The organism is Micromonospora sp. NPDC049359 (assembly GCF_044466585.1).
Taxonomy (GTDB): domain Bacteria; phylum Actinomycetota; class Actinomycetes; order Mycobacteriales; family Micromonosporaceae; genus Micromonospora.
In genome coordinates, this window is the sequence record NZ_JBITMW010000004.1 from 457534 (window position 1) to 472233 (window position 14700).

15 protein-coding genes, 1 tRNA gene and 1 other RNA gene are annotated in these 14700 nt (G+C 70.6%); 7 read left to right on the forward strand and 10 right to left on the reverse strand.

All coding sequences use genetic code 11. The features are described 5' to 3' along the window. Window positions 1-46: 46 nt before the first annotated feature. From ACIBTX_RS13290 to ACIBTX_RS13320, 7 genes are all read right to left on the reverse strand, one after another. Window positions 47-1060 carry an ABC transporter permease gene (locus tag ACIBTX_RS13290; protein ID WP_363661497.1) on the reverse strand — a complete coding sequence of 338 codons (1014 nt, stop codon included), beginning with the start codon at window positions 1058-1060 and terminating at the stop codon, window positions 47-49. Beyond that, window positions 1057-2064 (reverse strand): ABC transporter permease, encoded by a 1008-nt coding sequence (locus ACIBTX_RS13295; protein WP_357132901.1) that lies wholly within the window; start codon window positions 2062-2064, stop codon window positions 1057-1059. The genes ACIBTX_RS13290 and ACIBTX_RS13295 overlap by 4 nt, the downstream gene beginning before the upstream one ends. A gap of 97 nt (window positions 2065-2161) precedes the next feature. After that, on the reverse strand, window positions 2162-3835 hold the full coding sequence (locus ACIBTX_RS13300) for an ABC transporter substrate-binding protein (protein ID WP_357132903.1): 1674 nt from the start codon (window positions 3833-3835) through the stop codon (window positions 2162-2164). Between the two features lie 254 nt (window positions 3836-4089). Beyond that, window positions 4090-4533, reverse strand: a complete 444-nt coding sequence (locus tag ACIBTX_RS13305) for a hypothetical protein (protein WP_357132905.1) — start codon at window positions 4531-4533, stop codon at window positions 4090-4092. Between the two features lie 86 nt (window positions 4534-4619). Next, on the reverse strand, window positions 4620-5213 hold the full coding sequence (gene recR, locus ACIBTX_RS13310; protein ID WP_355052561.1) for a recombination mediator RecR: 594 nt from the start codon (window positions 5211-5213) through the stop codon (window positions 4620-4622). A gap of 8 nt (window positions 5214-5221) precedes the next feature. Continuing rightward, entirely contained in the window at window positions 5222-5530 is a 309-nt protein-coding gene (locus ACIBTX_RS13315; RefSeq protein WP_357132973.1) for a YbaB/EbfC family nucleoid-associated protein, read from the reverse strand. Between the two features lie 258 nt (window positions 5531-5788). Continuing rightward, window positions 5789-7006, reverse strand: a complete 1218-nt coding sequence (locus ACIBTX_RS13320; RefSeq protein ID WP_357172702.1) for a hypothetical protein — start codon at window positions 7004-7006, stop codon at window positions 5789-5791. Between the two features lie 97 nt (window positions 7007-7103). Between ACIBTX_RS13320 and ACIBTX_RS13325 the strand changes: the two genes are divergently transcribed. Then, window positions 7104-7844: a DUF998 domain-containing protein gene (locus ACIBTX_RS13325; RefSeq protein ID WP_357132909.1), complete on the forward strand. Its 741-nt coding sequence runs from the start codon at window positions 7104-7106 to the stop codon at window positions 7842-7844. Here ACIBTX_RS13325 and ACIBTX_RS13330 read toward each other — a convergent pair. Further along, a complete protein-coding gene (locus tag ACIBTX_RS13330; protein WP_396832489.1) occupies window positions 7741-10602 on the reverse strand; it encodes a DNA polymerase III subunit gamma and tau in 2862 nt (953 codons plus the stop codon). The genes ACIBTX_RS13325 and ACIBTX_RS13330 overlap by 104 nt on opposite strands. A gap of 181 nt (window positions 10603-10783) precedes the next feature. After that, window positions 10784-10873, reverse strand: an RNA gene (gene ffs, locus ACIBTX_RS13335) — signal recognition particle sRNA small type. Between the two features lie 82 nt (window positions 10874-10955). Between ffs and ACIBTX_RS13340 the strand changes: the two genes are divergently transcribed. Together ACIBTX_RS13340 and ACIBTX_RS13345 are read left to right on the forward strand one after the other, a co-directional pair. Continuing rightward, window positions 10956-11040 (forward strand) — tRNA-Ser (locus ACIBTX_RS13340). Between the two features lie 76 nt (window positions 11041-11116). Beyond that, window positions 11117-11953, forward strand: a complete 837-nt coding sequence (locus tag ACIBTX_RS13345; RefSeq protein ID WP_396832490.1) for a class I SAM-dependent methyltransferase — start codon at window positions 11117-11119, stop codon at window positions 11951-11953. A 69-nt stretch (window positions 11954-12022) separates the two neighbouring features. Here the strand turns inward: ACIBTX_RS13345 and ACIBTX_RS13350 are convergent, their stop codons facing one another. Further along, window positions 12023-12265, reverse strand: a complete 243-nt coding sequence (locus tag ACIBTX_RS13350; protein ID WP_396832491.1) for a flavin reductase — start codon at window positions 12263-12265, stop codon at window positions 12023-12025. A gap of 199 nt (window positions 12266-12464) precedes the next feature. On the opposite strand from ACIBTX_RS13350, the gene ACIBTX_RS13355 reads away from it, so the two are divergent. From ACIBTX_RS13355 to ACIBTX_RS13370, 4 genes are all read left to right on the forward strand, one after another. Beyond that, window positions 12465-13232, forward strand: coding sequence for a Scr1 family TA system antitoxin-like transcriptional regulator (locus ACIBTX_RS13355; protein WP_396832492.1), 768 nt, complete (start codon window positions 12465-12467; stop codon window positions 13230-13232). Further along, window positions 13223-13414, forward strand: a complete 192-nt coding sequence (locus ACIBTX_RS13360; RefSeq protein ID WP_396832493.1) for a DUF397 domain-containing protein — start codon at window positions 13223-13225, stop codon at window positions 13412-13414. The genes ACIBTX_RS13355 and ACIBTX_RS13360 overlap by 10 nt, the downstream gene beginning before the upstream one ends. 130 nt (window positions 13415-13544) lie before the next feature. Then, on the forward strand, window positions 13545-14099 hold the full coding sequence (locus ACIBTX_RS13365) for a hypothetical protein (protein ID WP_396832508.1): 555 nt from the start codon (window positions 13545-13547) through the stop codon (window positions 14097-14099). 92 nt (window positions 14100-14191) lie between these two features. Beyond that, window positions 14192-14686, forward strand: coding sequence for a hypothetical protein (locus tag ACIBTX_RS13370; protein WP_396832509.1), 495 nt, complete (start codon window positions 14192-14194; stop codon window positions 14684-14686). Window positions 14687-14700: the final 14 nt, after the last annotated feature.

Genomic DNA, 14700 nt, shown 5'->3' on the forward strand with positions numbered 1-14700 from the left:
GTCACTTCCTTACTGCTGTGGTCCTTGCTGATCGGGCACACCGCGATCACCGCCGGTTCTTCGGGTCGATGGCCTCGCGCATCGCCTCACCGAACAGGGTGAAGCCGAGCGCGACCACGATGATCGCCAACGCCGGGTAGTAGGCCAGTTCCGGGCGTACCTCGAAGTAGCGCACACCGGCGTCGCCGAGCATCGCGCCCCACTCGGCCCGGTCCCGATCGGGGTCGCCGAGGCCGAGGAACGAGAGCGACGCGGCCTCGATGATCGCGACGGAGAGCGTCAGCGTCGCCTGCACGATCACCGCGGTCATGGCGTTGGGCAGCATGTGCCGCAGCACGATGCTGCGCTGCTTGACGCCCAACGCCCGCGCGGCCAGCACGTGGTCGCTCTCGCGCTGGGCGAGCATCGAGCCGCGCAGCAGCCGGGCGAAGATCGGCACGTTGACGATGGCCACCGCCATGATGACCGTCCACTGGCTCGACTTGCTGGCCAGGGCGACCAGGGTGATCGCCAGCAGCAGGGCGGGCAGGGCCAGCATCACGTCGGTGATCCGCATGAGGATGTTGTCCACCCAACCGCCGACGGCGCCGGCGATCGCACCGAACAGCACGCCGATGGCGAGCCCGATGAGGGTGGCGAGGACGCCGACGAAGAGGGTCTGCCGGCTGCCGTAGACCAGGCGGGACAGCAGGTCCCGGCCCAGCTCGTCCGAACCGAGGGGGAAGCCGTCCATGGGCCCGGCGATGTTGTTGGGCGTAAGGACGTCGGTCAGCTCATCGAAGCGCTGCACCGGGTCGTGCGGGGCGATCAACGGCGCGAAGATCGCCACCAACACGAAGAGCGCGATGATGGCGGCGCCCACGATGGCCGCCGGGTTGCGGCGCAGCCGACGGAACGCGTCGCGGAGCAAGCTCACGCCGCCGGGGGCGGCGGTGGACTGGGCCAGTTCGTCGAGGCGGGCCTTCTTGCGGTCACTGAGACGGGTGCGGCCCGCGTCGGACGCCTGCTCCTTGTCGCTACGGGGAGCAGGGATGCCGGCCTGCGTGTTTGGTTCGGTCATCGCACACGCACCCTGGGGTCGATGAAGGCGTAGGAGAGGTCCACCAGGAGATTGACCACCACGAAGACCAGCGCGGACAGCAGGATCAGCGCCTGGAGAATCGGGTAGTCGCGGCTGCCGGTGATCGAGTCGGTGATCAGCGTGCCGAGACCACCCCAGTTGTAGACCTTCTCGGTGAGGACCGCGCCGGACAACAGCGCGCCGGTCTGGAGACCGATGGTGGTGACCACCGGCAGGAGCGCGTTGCGCAGGATGTGCCGGCCACGGACGGTGCGGTTCCGCAGGCCCTTGGCTTCCGCCGTGCGTACGTAGTCCTCGTTGAGCACGTCCAGCACGCTGGCCCGGGTCATCCGGACGATGACCGCCAGCGGGATCGTGGCGAGCGTGAACGCCGGGAGGATCAGGTGCCAGAGCGCGTCGGCGGTGGCGTCGAACTCCCGGGTGAGCAGGCTGTCCAGGACGAAGAAGCCGGTGATGTTGGTGTTGTCCAACCCGATGCTGACCCGGCCGGACGGCGGGAACCAGTGGATGTTCTGGGTGAAGACGTCCTTGAGCAGATAGCCCAGGAAGAAGATCGGGATCGAGACGCCGAGCAGCGTGCCCACCACCGTCAGGTGGTCGAGGATCCGGCCGCGCCAGCGGGCGGCGAGATAACCCAGTGGGACGCCCAGCCCGACCGCGATGAGCATCGCCGTGAGGGCGAGCTCCACGGTGGCCGGGAAGGCCCGGCCGATGACCTCGGTGACCGGGTCACCGGTACGGATCGAGTTGCCGAGGTCACCGGTGAGGATCCGCTGCATGAACTTGCCGTACTGCACGAGGATCGGCTGGTCGTAACCGAGCGCCTTGGTCAGCAGAGCCCTGGTCTCGGGGGTCGCCCGTTCACCGAGCAGCGCGTCGACCGGGCCGCCGGGCAGGTTCCGCAACCAGACGAAGATCAGCGCCGACAGGGCTATCAGCGTCACCACCAGCTGTAGCAGGCGGCGGACTATGACTCGCAACATCTCTCACACACCAGACTCTCGATGGTCGCGGAATCGGCCCGGGCGGGGGAAACCCCCAACCCGGGCCGATTCCGCCTACGGCATCAGCCGATTGACGTCACTTCTTGACGCTGACGGTGTTGAACCGCTCGTCGGTCAGCGGGCTGGCCTTCAGGCCCTCGACGTCCTTGGTGACGACGATCGCCGGCGGCGCGTGCCAGACCGGCACGGCCGGCAGCCACTTGGCCGCGATGTCCCGGTTGACCTGCTCCCAGGCGGCCTTCTTGCCGGCGTCGTCGACGGTGCCGTCGGCCTTGGCGATGGCGTCGAACATCTCGGTCATGCCCTGGTCGCCGAACTCGGCCTTGCCCCGGCCGAAGAAGGTGCCGACGAAGTTGCCCGGGTCGTTGTAGTCACCGGTCCAGCCGAGGATGTGCAGGTCCTGCTTGCCGAACGTCTGCACGTCGTCCTTGAAGCCGCCGTTCCACGGGCGAGGAACGCCGTTGACCTTGATCCCCACGGCCTGGAGGTCGTTGGCGAGGATCGTGAAGATCTCCTGCGGGTTCGGCATGTACGGCCGGGAGACGTCCGGCGGGTAGTAGAAGTTCAGCGTCAGACCCTCGGCGCCGGCCTCCTTGAGGAGCTGCTTGGCCTTGTCCGGGTTGTACTCGTACTTCTGCACGTCCGGGGCGTAGCCGAGCACGGTGTCCGGCATGAACTCGTCGGCGACCTTGGCGCCGGTCGGGCCCTTGGTCTGCGCGAGCTGCTGGCGGTTGAGCGCGTAGGCGATCGCCTGCCGCACCCGCAGGTCCTTGAGCTTCGGGTTCTTCTGGTTGATGCCCAGGTAGAGGATGTTGAACGCGGGGCGGGCGATGACCTGGAAGCCCTCGTCGCCGAGCGCCTTGGTGTCGGCCGGGGCCGGGAAGTCGATGCCCTGGACGGTACCGGCACGCAGCTCCTGCTTGCGGGTGTTCTCGTCCTTGATGATCTTGATGATCATCTTGTCGACCTTGGCCTTGTCACCGAAGTAGTCCGGGTTCCGGTTGAGGGTGATCTCGCCCTTGGTCTTGTCCCAGCCACCGAAGGTGAACGGGCCGGTGCCGACCGGGTGCTCGTTGGCGAAGGCGCTGTACTCGAACGAGTCGCCGTTCTGCTTCACCGTGTTGGCGTCGTACTTCTTCAGCGCCTCGGGGCTCGCGATCGAAAGCGAGGTCAGCGCGAAGGCGCCCGGGAAGGCACCCTTGTACTTCTTGAGCGAGAGGACGGCGGTTCCGTCGTCCTTGGCCTCGCACTTGTCGTAGATCGACTCGCCGGCGCCCTCGGCCTCGTTCTTGGCGAAGCCGCCGAAGACGTCCATGTAATAGATCATGTTCGCTTGGGCCGCGGCGCCCTGCATGTTGTACCAGCGGTCGAAGTTGTAGCAGACCGCCGCCGCGTTGAAGGGGGTGCCGTCGTGGAACTTCACGCCCTGCCGCAGCTTGAAGGTCCAGACCTTGCCCGTCGGGTCGTGCTCCCAGCTCTCGGCCAGGCCACCGGTCAGCTCAGCCGTGCCCGGCTTGTGGCTCACCAGGGTGTCGAACATCTGCCGGACCGGCCGGAACGACTCGCCGTCGTCGTTGAAGATCGGATCGAAGTTCTTCGGGTCACCGGCACCCGCGAAGATGAAGGTGCCGCCAGTCTTGGCCTCGCCACTGTCGCCGTCGCGCTCGCTCTCCGCGCAGCCGGCCGCGCCGACCGCCAGAGCGGCAACGGCCGCGATGGCCATGGCCGTTTTAAGCCTTCTCGCCTGCATCTCTCACCTCTGTCATGCGCATGACCACGCCGAGCTGTGGCTCGGTCCGTGTGCGGGAGGCTATGACATGTAACACCGGAAGCGGAACGGCCGTCAGGCAATCGCTACCAACCCGACACCTTGCGCAGACGTCTAACAGTCATCGGCAGGACGAACGCATCGAGCGACACATCGACCGCGTTGCTCTGGGGCGCGACGAGGCCACCGTCGGCCACCGGATGACGCGGGCCACAGACGGCATCCGGAGCGGTCGATCAGGAAACGGGCGGTGGGCAGACCTCCAACCGCTCGACGTCCGCACCGGCCCGGGCCGCGCCCAGGTCGTGGAACGTCACACGGTGGCACGCGTCGACGCTGACCCTGCCGAACATCGTGCCGTAGGGGGCGGAACCGTACACGGTCACCACCAGGTCAGGTGCCCGGCGGACTTCCCGCACCTCGACCTGGGTGCCCTCCGCGACCACCGCCAGGCGTTCGTCGGTTGGCGTCGGGTCGTCGGTGGCGACCACGGCGTCGCCGAACGACCGGGCGTTCCGGATCACGGTGGCGTCGGCCGCGGCCTCACTCGCGCGACTCTTCGCCGCGAGTCTCCGGCTCCCCACCTCGATCGTCACAAGGACGCCGGCGAAGGCCAACGCCAGCACGGCCGTCAGCACCGCCGGAGCCCAGGACCGCTTTTCCGAACGCCGCGTCGCCACACGCCACCTCCCCAGGTTCGCCGATGGGCCCGCGCTCATCGCGCGGACCCAGTCAGTTGTAGCCCACCGGTGACGATCTGTGGGGGTCAGACAGCCCGGCGGCCCTCGAAGGCACGACCCAGGGTGATCTCGTCGGCGTACTCGAGGTCGCCGCCGACCGGCAGACCGCTGGCCAGCCGGGTCACCGCGATCCCCATCGGCTTCACCATCAGCGCCAGGTAGGTGGCGGTCGCCTCGCCCTCGGTGTTGGGGTCGGTGGCGAGGATCAGCTCCCGCACCGCGCCGCCGCTCAACCGGGTCAACAGCTCCCGGATGCGCAGATTGTCCGGGCCGATCCCTTCCAGCGGATTGATCGCTCCACCCAGCACGTGGTAGCGGCCCCGGAACTCACCGGTCCGCTCGATGGCCACCACGTCCTTCGGCTCCTCCACCACGCACAGCACCTCGTCGGTGCGGCGCGGGTCGCGGCAGATCCGGCACTGCTCGGACTCGGCCACGTTGTAACAGGTCGTGCAGAAGCGCACCAGCTCCTTGACCTTGCGCAGCGCGCCGGCCAGCCGGTTCACGTCGGCGGGATCGGCCGAGAGGACGTGGAACGCGATCCGCTGGGCGCTCTTCGGGCCCACGCCCGGCAGTCGCCCCAGCTCGTCGATCAGATCCTGGATGGCGCCTTCGTACATCTGCCGGCTCAGAAACCGGGCAGGCCGAGGCCGCCCATGCCGCCGGTGACCGGGCCCATCTTGCGCTCGGTCAGCTCACGCGCCGCCTCGGCGGCGTTGTGCACGGCCGCCACCACCAGGTCTTCCAGCGTCTCCACATCGTCCGGGTCGACGGCCTTAGGGTCGATCTTGACGGCCTTCAGCTCGCCGGCACCGGACACGGTCGCGGTGACCAGCCCGCCGCCGGCCGTGCCGGTCAGCTCGGCCTCGGCCAGCTCGGCCTGAGCGACGGCGATCTGCTGCTGCATCTTCTGCGCCTGCTTCAGCATCTGCTGCATGTTCGGCTGTCCACCTGGGCGCACGGATGGCTCCTTCTCGCACTCGTCTGCTCGGCCGCCGACCAGCCTAGCCGCTGGGACCGACGTCGCCGTGCCCGGTGCGTCCGCCCACGCCGGGAGCGCCACGGCTGGCAGATCCGGTCGTCGGCGATGAGCCGGGCTGGGGAGATCGAGCCGCCGACCTCACCACCCGGCTCGGCGGACCGACCCGGTATCAGCGACATCGCGTGCCCCACCCGGCGGGTACGCGGTGGCTGGTCAGAACCGATCGAGCTGCGCGCGGACCAGCGACTCGACGATCGGCACCGACCCCGCCGAGCCGCCCGCCGCGCTGGCGATCACGATGAGCTGGTCGCGCCCGGCGACCGCCCACACGCCGGGCCGTTCGGCACCGATGAAGACCGTCGACCCCGGGACGCTGGCCAACTCGGCCAACTCCCCGGGAGTGACCTGCTGGAGGTCGGCATAGGAACGCCGGAACTGGTTGGCCGACTCGGTCGAGTTGAACTCGAGCAGGGTGATCGAGATCGAGGTGCCGTCCGGTTGTGTCCAGGCCGATCCGGCCACGTGGACGACGTCGGCGTCCGCCTGCTCGGCGAGCAGGAAGGTCCGCTCCCGGGAGAGCGGCAGCACCCGGCCCAGGTCGACCTGGTCGTCGCCCGCGGCGGGCGCGACGGTCGTCGAGCCGACCGGTGCCGCCACCACCAGGGTGTCGAGCGCATCGAGCTGCTGCTCCTGCGCCGATCCGATCGCGTGCCAGGTGACGGTGACCAGGAGGCCGGCCACACCGAGAACCGCCACCACCCCGACGATCGGTGCCGGACGCCGCCACCACGGGGCCATCGTTCGGACGTTCGGGCGTGATCCCTGCCAGACGAAGGGTGTCGACTCCGGCACCGCCGGCGGGATCGTCGCGGCCCGTTCGTCGTCAAGCGTGGCGTCCGCAGCCGGACTCGCGGCGTCCACTGCCGGAACCGCGGCGGGGGCCGGCAGCTCCGGCAGCGTGGTGACGGCGCGCACGAGCAGCACCACCCCCACCAGGCCGAGCCACACGCCACCGAGGAGGGTCGTGCTGGGGCGATCCTCCAATGGGAAGCCGCTGACGTCGATGGCTGCCGTGGCGGGCAGGAGGGTGCCGATTCCCAGCACCATGCCGAGCAGCATGGCCGCCAGCCGCAGACCGAACCGCCACGGCGGGCGCACCCAGGCCACCACCGGCAGCGCCAGCAGGGCCACCCATCCGACGCACAGCGGTTGCCAGTAGCCGGGTAGCTCGGTCAGCGCGAAGGTCCGCACCTCGGTCGAGGGCGGACTACCGATCAGTTGGTCAAGCGTGGTCAGACCCGGACGCACGGAGACCCATGGCACGGTCCATGCCTGAACCAGGACGAACAGACCGACGACGGTAGCCACCGCGGACTTGACGCGACGACTGCCGGTATCGGCCGCCCCCTCTCCGGCAGAGGTGATCTTCACGGCGCACATCCTGACAGCACAGGTACGGCTACCACTACCCCGAACCGGCCGTCTGCCGGTAGTGCGCCGCTACCCGCCGTACTGGTCTGCTCGACGTATGAATCTCAACCGCAGTGGCCGCGTCGCCGCGCTCTGCTGGGCGGTGGCCGCGCCGATCTTCCTCGTGGCCAGTCTGATCACCGGCCTGCGGTGGCGCGAGCCGACCTACAGTTGGGCCACCCACAACATCAGCGACCTCGGCAACGTGCACTGCGGGATCTGGGACACCACCCGTCCCCGTCTGGTCTGCTCGCCCTGGCATCCACTGATGAACGCGGCGATGCTGGCCACCGCCGTACTGCTCGCCACCGGACTGCTGCTGACCTGGCGACTGTTCGGCCGGGGCACGGTGGTGCGCTCGGCGCAGATCCTCCTGCTGCTGGCCGCCGGTGGGTACGCCCTCGCCGCCCGCTATCCGGCCGACGTCGACGAGAACCGACACGTGCTGGGCGCGTTCCTGATCATGGGTGTGGGCAACGTCGGCCTCCTGCTCGCCGGTTTCGCGCCCGACTCCACGGTGCTCGGCCGATGGCGACGACTCTCCCTCGCCGCCGGGCTCACCGCGTTGATCGGGACCGTCCTGTTCGTCGCCCAGCAGGGCACCGGCATCGGGGTGGGCGGCATGGAACGCGTCGCCGTACTGCCCTTCCCGCTGTGGGCCTGCTGCCTCGGCGTCCTGCTGGGCGAAGCGCCCGCTACCGAGCATCCGCCTCGTCGATCTTCTCAGCGCCGAAGGTCTCCCGCAGCAGCCGTACCGCCTGCTCCTCGCTCGACTCCCGGGCCGTCTTCTCGTCGATGACCTCGTCCAACGGCTCGTCGCCCGGGTCGAACCCCTCGTAGGTGGGTTTCGCCGCCGGGGCCGCGCCGCCCGGCCGTCCGCCGCGCAACGGTCCGTCGTAGTCCGGGTCGTAGGGAGGTTCGCCCGCCCATTCCGCGTCCGCGGTGGGCCGGCTCGCCGATGGGGTACGCGCACCGCGCCCCGCCGCCGCCGCGCGAGCCGCGGCGATGGCGCTGCTCACCGGTGCGCCACCGGCTGACGCCGGCTGCCGGGTCGCCGGTGTCGGGTTGTCCCGCCCGCCCGGCTTACCGCCACCGGCCAGCGCGCCGGGGCCACCCGCAACACCGGGTCCGCCGCCGTTGGCGATACTGCCGTTCGTCCTTGCACCGTTCGTGCCGGTCGATGCGGGGTCGCCCGACGTGGCGTCGGAGCGTGCGGTGCCTTCGGCTGACGCGCCGCCGGGGCGGGCAGCCTCCGGCCACGCCTCGTCATCGGCCGCCTCGGCGGCCGGCGCTCCGCCGCCGGGGAGCGCTGCCTCCGGCCAGTCGTCCTCCAGGCCGGCGGCGGTCGAGGTCGGCACGGCCGGTGGGGTGCTCGTCGGGCCCGAAGCGGCAGCCGCAGCGGGCACCGCACTCGGACGGGATGCCGCAGGCGGCGCACTCGACGGGCCGGAAACGGCAGCCACAGTCGGCGCGGCGCTCTGGCCGGGCTCGACGGGCGGCGCGCTCGTCGGACTGGCGGCGGCCGCGTTCGGTGTGGCGGGTCGGGTCGGCGCGGCCGCCTGGGGACGCGGGCCGGACAGCGACGCGGCACCCCGCTCGCCGGCCACCTCGCAGCGGATCTGCCAGCGCCCGCCCAACTCCTCGTAGAGCGCGTCGGTGAGCACCGCCGCGTGGTCGGCCATCATCTTGGCCAGCACGGAGGACTTCACGGTCAGGACCAGCATGTCGCCGTCGAGTTCGCGGACCACCGCGTCGCGCATCAGGGCGGCGATCCGCTTGTTGGTCCGGTTGACCTTGCCGACCACGTCGGGCCAGACCCGCCGCACCGCTACCGCGTCCAGTGGCGGGGCCGGCGTACCGGGGCGGGGCGGCGCGGGCGTCGCCGGGTCGGGCAGTACAGCCGACGGCGGTACCGCGCGACGCGGGGTCGAGCCGGTGCCCGGTCCGGCGGGCGACACGGGCGCGGCCGTCGGGGCGGCGGCCGACGCGCCGGGCGACACCGGAATCGGGGAGTCCGCTCCCGAGGGCGCGTGCACACCTCGGCTGCCCGAGGCGACATCGGCCGAGCCAGCAGCGCCACCGGCACCCGAGGCGGCATCCGGCCTGCCAGCAGCGCCACCGGCCGCCGAGGTGGCATCTGCCGAGCCAGCGATTCCGGCGGCCGAGCCGGCGGCGGTAGCGGTCGGGGCGGCCGAGCCGGCGGCGGTCGGGGCGGTGGAAGCCGAGGCAGCTGCGGTTCGCGGAGCCGGGGACGCCGTCGGGTCGACATCCCACGGCGGGGCGGACGTCGGGGCGGCGGCGGGTGTGGGGGCTGCGGCAGCCGGGACCGGAGGGGCGTGCTGTGGGCGTACCCCTGGGGTGGTGGCCGGCGCGGACCCGGCGGGGTCGGCGCCACCCAGGGTGAGGCGGCGTTCCATCCGTTCGAGGCGCTGGAGCAGGCCGCCGGTGGAGTCGTCCACGCCGGGCAGCAGCATCCGGGCGCAGATCAACTCAAGCAGTAGGCGGGGTGCGGTGGTGCCGCGCATCTCGACCAGGCCGTCATGCACGATGTCGGCGCAGCGGGAGAGCGTGGCCGAGCCGAGTTGCGAAGCCTGGGCGGCCATCCGCTCGATCTGGTCCCCCGGGCCGTCGATCAGACCCTTCGCTGCGGCGTCCGGCACCTGCTGGATCACGATCAGGTCGCGGAGCCGTTCCAGCAGGTCGGAGGCGAACCGGCGCATGTCGTGCCCGGCCTCGGCGACCCGGTCGACGGTGGCGTAGGCGGCGGCGCCGTCACCGGCGGCCAGCGCGTCGCACATCTCGTCGATCAACGCGGAGTCGGTGACCCCGAGCAGGGAGACGGCTCGGGCGTAGCTGACGCCCTCCGGGCCGGCGCCGGCGATGAGCTGGTCGAGCACGGAGAGGCTGTCCCGCATGCTGCCGCCACCGGCGCGCACCACGAGCGGGAAGACCGCCGGCTCGACGGTGACGCCCTCGGCCTGGGTGAGCTGCTCCAGGTACGGGCGGACCACCTTCGGCGGGAACAGCCGGAACGGGTAGTGGTGGGTGCGCGACCGGATCGTGCCGAGGACCTTCTCCGGCTCGGTGGTGGCGAAGATGAACTTGACGTACTCCGGGGGCTCCTCGACCAGCTTGAGCAGGGCGTTGAAGCCCTGGGTCGAGACCATGTGCGCCTCGTCGATGATGTAGATCTTGAAGCGGCTGCTGGCCGGCGCGAAGAAGGCGCGCTCGCGCAGCTCGCGGGCGTCGTCGACGCCACCGTGGCTGGCCGCGTCGATCTCGATCACGTCGATGGAGCCGGTGCCGTCGGCGGCCAGCGAGCGGCAGGACGCACACTTGCCGCACGGTTCGGGGGTGGGGCCCTGCTCACAGTTGAGCGAGCGGGCCATGATCCGGGCGCTGGTGGTCTTGCCGCAGCCGCGCGGGCCGGAGAAGAGGTAGGCGTGGTTGAGCCGGCCGCTACGCAGCGCCTGCGACAACGGCTCGGTGACGTGCTCCTGCCCGATGACCTCGGCGAAGGTACGTGGCCGGTACTTGCGGTACAGCGCCAGCGTCACTCGTCCCGCCTCCTCTCGACCGAGCCATTCTGCGCCGGTCGGGCGCGGGTGACCACCCACCCCGCCGGGTCGCCTGGACCGTCGCGCTTGATCGACTCGGCTTCTTGGAAACCGGGGTGTCCGCGCGCCTCTGACAGCCCGACATCATGCACGTCGGTGTGGATCAAGGCCCCGGGAACGAAAAGGCCTCCCGTGCACCCGGCAGAGCTCGCTTATCCTTGCTGCCTTCCGGCCCTGGGGAGGTTCACGAGATACCGCCGCACGGGAGGTGACGCCAACCCTACCCGACGGCTCGTCGATCTTCGGGGGGTGGTGGGGTGTCCCGGTCGACGGCGGCCTGTATCCTGGCTCGCGGAGGATTCGCCTAGAGGCCTAGGGCGCACGCTTGGAAAGCGTGTTGGGTTTACACCCTCACGAGTTCGAATCTCGTATCCTCCGCTCGCGGAGCATGATCGACGCCCGGCAGACCGATAACAGGTCGGCCGGGCGTTGTCGTTGTGGTCTCATCGATGCCATGGCTGACTCGACCTGGCAGTGGGACGAGACGTTGTACGCCGGCAGCGCCCGGCACTACAGCGTCGGCCGGTGGCCGTACCCGCCCGAAGTCGCCGAGGCCGTCGGCACGGCGCTCGACCTGGACGGCACCGGCCGGCTCCTGGACGTGGGCTGCGGTCCCGGTTCGTTGACGCTGCTGCTCGCGCCCCTGTTCGAGGCGGCGGTCGGGGTGGACGCCGACCGGGACATGCTCACCGAGGCGCGACGCCTGGCCAGCGAGGCCGAGGTGACCAACGTCGAATGGCGACACCTGCGGGCCGAGGAACTGCCCGCCGACCTGGGTACGTTCCGGGTCGCCACGTTCGCCCAGTCGTACCACTGGATGGATCGGCCGCTGGTGGCCCGGCGGGTCCGCGACATGCTCGCGCCCGACGGGGCCTGGGTCCACGTCGGCGCCACCACCCACCAGGGCGTCGCCGACGACGACCCGCTGCCCTACCCCCGTCCGCCCTGGCCGCGGATCAACGAACTGGTCGCGCGCTACCTGGGGCCGGTCCGCCGGGCCGGTCAGGGCTCGCTGCCCACCGGCGCCCCCAGTGGCGAGGCGGAGATCATGCTCGCCGCCGGCTTCTCCGGCCCCACCCGGCTGACCGTCGAGCAGGGGATGGTCGTGCAGCGGTCGGTGGACGAGCTGACGTCGGCGGTGTTCTCGCTGTCCAGTTCGACGCCGCACCTGTTCGGCGATCGGCTGCCCGCGTTCGAGGCGGACCTGCGCGAGCTGTTGACGACGGCGGCGCGGGACGGCCTGTTCGCCGAGCGCCGGCGCGACGTGAGCATCGTCATCTGGCGACCCTGACGCCGCCGCACTCGGCCGATCAGCTCCCGCACAGCCCCAGACCCGCAACCTCGGTGCAGCCCAGAACGCTCACCCTCGGGCGCGGGTCCAGGCCAGGAAGCGGTCGGTGAGCCGGGCCGGATCGACGTCCCCGAGGTGTTCGCTGGCCTCGTTTAAGAGCGTCGCGAGGTAGATCGTCAGCGCGACCCGATCGCCCCGGTACTCGCCGAGCAGCCGGAGCTTCGCCGCCGAGCAGGGCCAGGCGATACCGCAGGCCTGGCATCGCCAGGTGGGTCGGGTCGGCAGGTGGTTCCGGTGGCGACGGCGCGGCATGGCTGGACCTCCTTCCCTGGTGGAAGGGGGTCACCCCGCCTCCGCGTCGGGGCGACCCCGGGACTGACGCCGACCGCCGGGCTGCTGCGCCTCCACCGGCCGCGCCGTCTTCTGTGGACCACAGTGCGGCGCGTCACCGGGCACCTACAGGGCGTAGCTATATGGTTTTCAGATATTCGAGACATCCGATGGAGGGGCCGTGAACGACGCGTTGCGGGTAGCACTGAACGACACCGGGCACACCACCGAATCCCTCGCCGAGAACGTCGGCGTCGACCCGAAGACCGTCGCGCGCTGGTTGACCGAGGGGCGCATCCCGCATCCTCGGCACCGCCTGGCGGCAGCGGAAGCCCTCCACAAGAGCGTGTCGGACATCTGGCCGGACACTGCGAGACGTCGTGACCCCATTTGGTTTCGTCCCTGGCAGGAAATCGAGCGCGAGGCGGTGTCCCTGCGGTGGTATGAGTCGACCGTTCTGCCGGGGCTGCTGCAGACCGAGGCGTACGCCCGCGCGGTCCTCGGCGGCGCGGGCCTGATCCCCCGGAGCGAGGTCGAGCGGCACCTCGCCGTTCGACTCAACCGGCAGGGTGTGCTCAAGCGGGACGACCCGCCGCAGTTCACGGCGGTCATCGACGAGGCGATCCTGCGCCGGCCGGTGGGCGGCCGGTCGACCATGCGCGAGCAGATGCTGGCCCTCGTCGCGGCCTGCGCCGAGCCGCACATCCGGGTGCACGTCGTGCCGGCCTCGGTCGGCGCGTACGCCGGGCTGAACGGGCCGTTCGTGATCGCGCACAGCCACGATCATCGGGTTGCCGGCTACCTGGACAACCAGCTTCAGGGACAAGTGGCTAGCGACCCCGACGACATCGCGGCCATGATGGCGGCATGGGAGAACGTGCGCGGCGAGGCGCTGTCGCACTCACAGTCGGTCGAGCTGATGACGGAAGTGGCGGAATCATGGAGTTGAGTGGCGCGCGGTGGCGCAAGAGCACCCGCAGCAGCGGCAACGGTGGCGCGTGCGTCGAGGTCGCCGACAATCTGCCCGGCGTGGTCGGCGTGCGGGATTCCAAGGACCCGACCGGTCCGGCGCTCGCCTTCACGCCGACGGCCTGGCGCGCGTTCCTGGTCGATCTCGGCGACCGCGCCTGAGTCCCCGACCACGCACCCGCCGGGCCGCCCGGTTCCGCAGCGCCGCGTACCGTGCCAGGCACGGACGGCGGCGAGGACAACCGTCGTACACATGTTCTATCCACAGGTTGTGGACGACGGCAGGGGTGTGATGGCGTACCAGCTCAGCGCGGTGGTCGCGGACGCGGACCTGCTCCGCGAGCACACCGCCGAGCTGGACCACGCCGTCCTCGGTGAGCTGCGTCAGGATTTCGCGCTACTGCCGGTCACCCCGCAGTTGGTGGCCGAGCTGACCGGATCGCTACCGGACTACGTGGCGGACGACCGCAGCGCCGAGCAGCCGTTCGACCTCGTGTTGTCGCCGCCGCTGGTCGAGTTGCTGGCCGTGTGGTCACGTTCGGGGCCGGTGGCGTACCTGGAGGCGGAGTTCGGCGGCGGGGTCGGCCACCAGTCGGCCGTGGTGTGGCTCGGCGGGACGCTGTCCTGGGGCCCGCGCTTCGACGACGTGCTGGAAGCCCCACGGGAGGAGTGGCCGATCAATGCGGCACTCATCCGACTCGGCGTCGAGCGTGGGGCATGGATCGATCCGTTCGCCGAGCTGGGGTTGCATCTGGAACGCAACACCGCCGGTTGGCTGGCGCACGGGCGGCGTCGACTCAGCGCCGACCACTGGGACGATCTGATCGAACAGTGGGAAAACCAGTAATCCGTCGGCGGGCAGCAACCTGAACGGCCCAGCCCCGTTGGGGACTGGGGGATTCCATGAAATTGCGACAATTCACGTTTATTGCCATGCTGCTGACTGCTGCCTCGATCGCGGGCAGCGGTGCGCCGTCCGCTGGGCCGATGCCCGCGAACCTGCCCGCCGGCGTAGTCGAGATCATCGACCTGAACGGCCTGCGCGACATCGAGTTCGGTGACACCGAGGCCGAGCTGACCCGCCGGGGCGTCCTGCGTACCGACCTGGACGCCTGCGGACCGGTCCTCGCCGGCCACGACACGGCCAGTCCCGTCTTCGTCGAGGACAAACTGGTGCTGCTGTGGGTCGGCGACCCGATGCGGACACCGGAGGGCATAACGGCCGGCTCACCGGTCGAGGAGGTCTGGGACCGCTACCCGTCGGTCACCCGGCTGCCCGCTCCACAGGGGACACACCGGCTCGACGGGCTGCTCGCCCGCAGCGGCGACCGCGCGTACCTGTTCCTGCACGACGGGCGCACGGTCCGAAAAACCATCGCCGGGTACGCCGAGTGGGCGCGCCGCCTCTTCGACGAGGGCGCCGGTCCCTGCTGACCCGCCTCGGCACG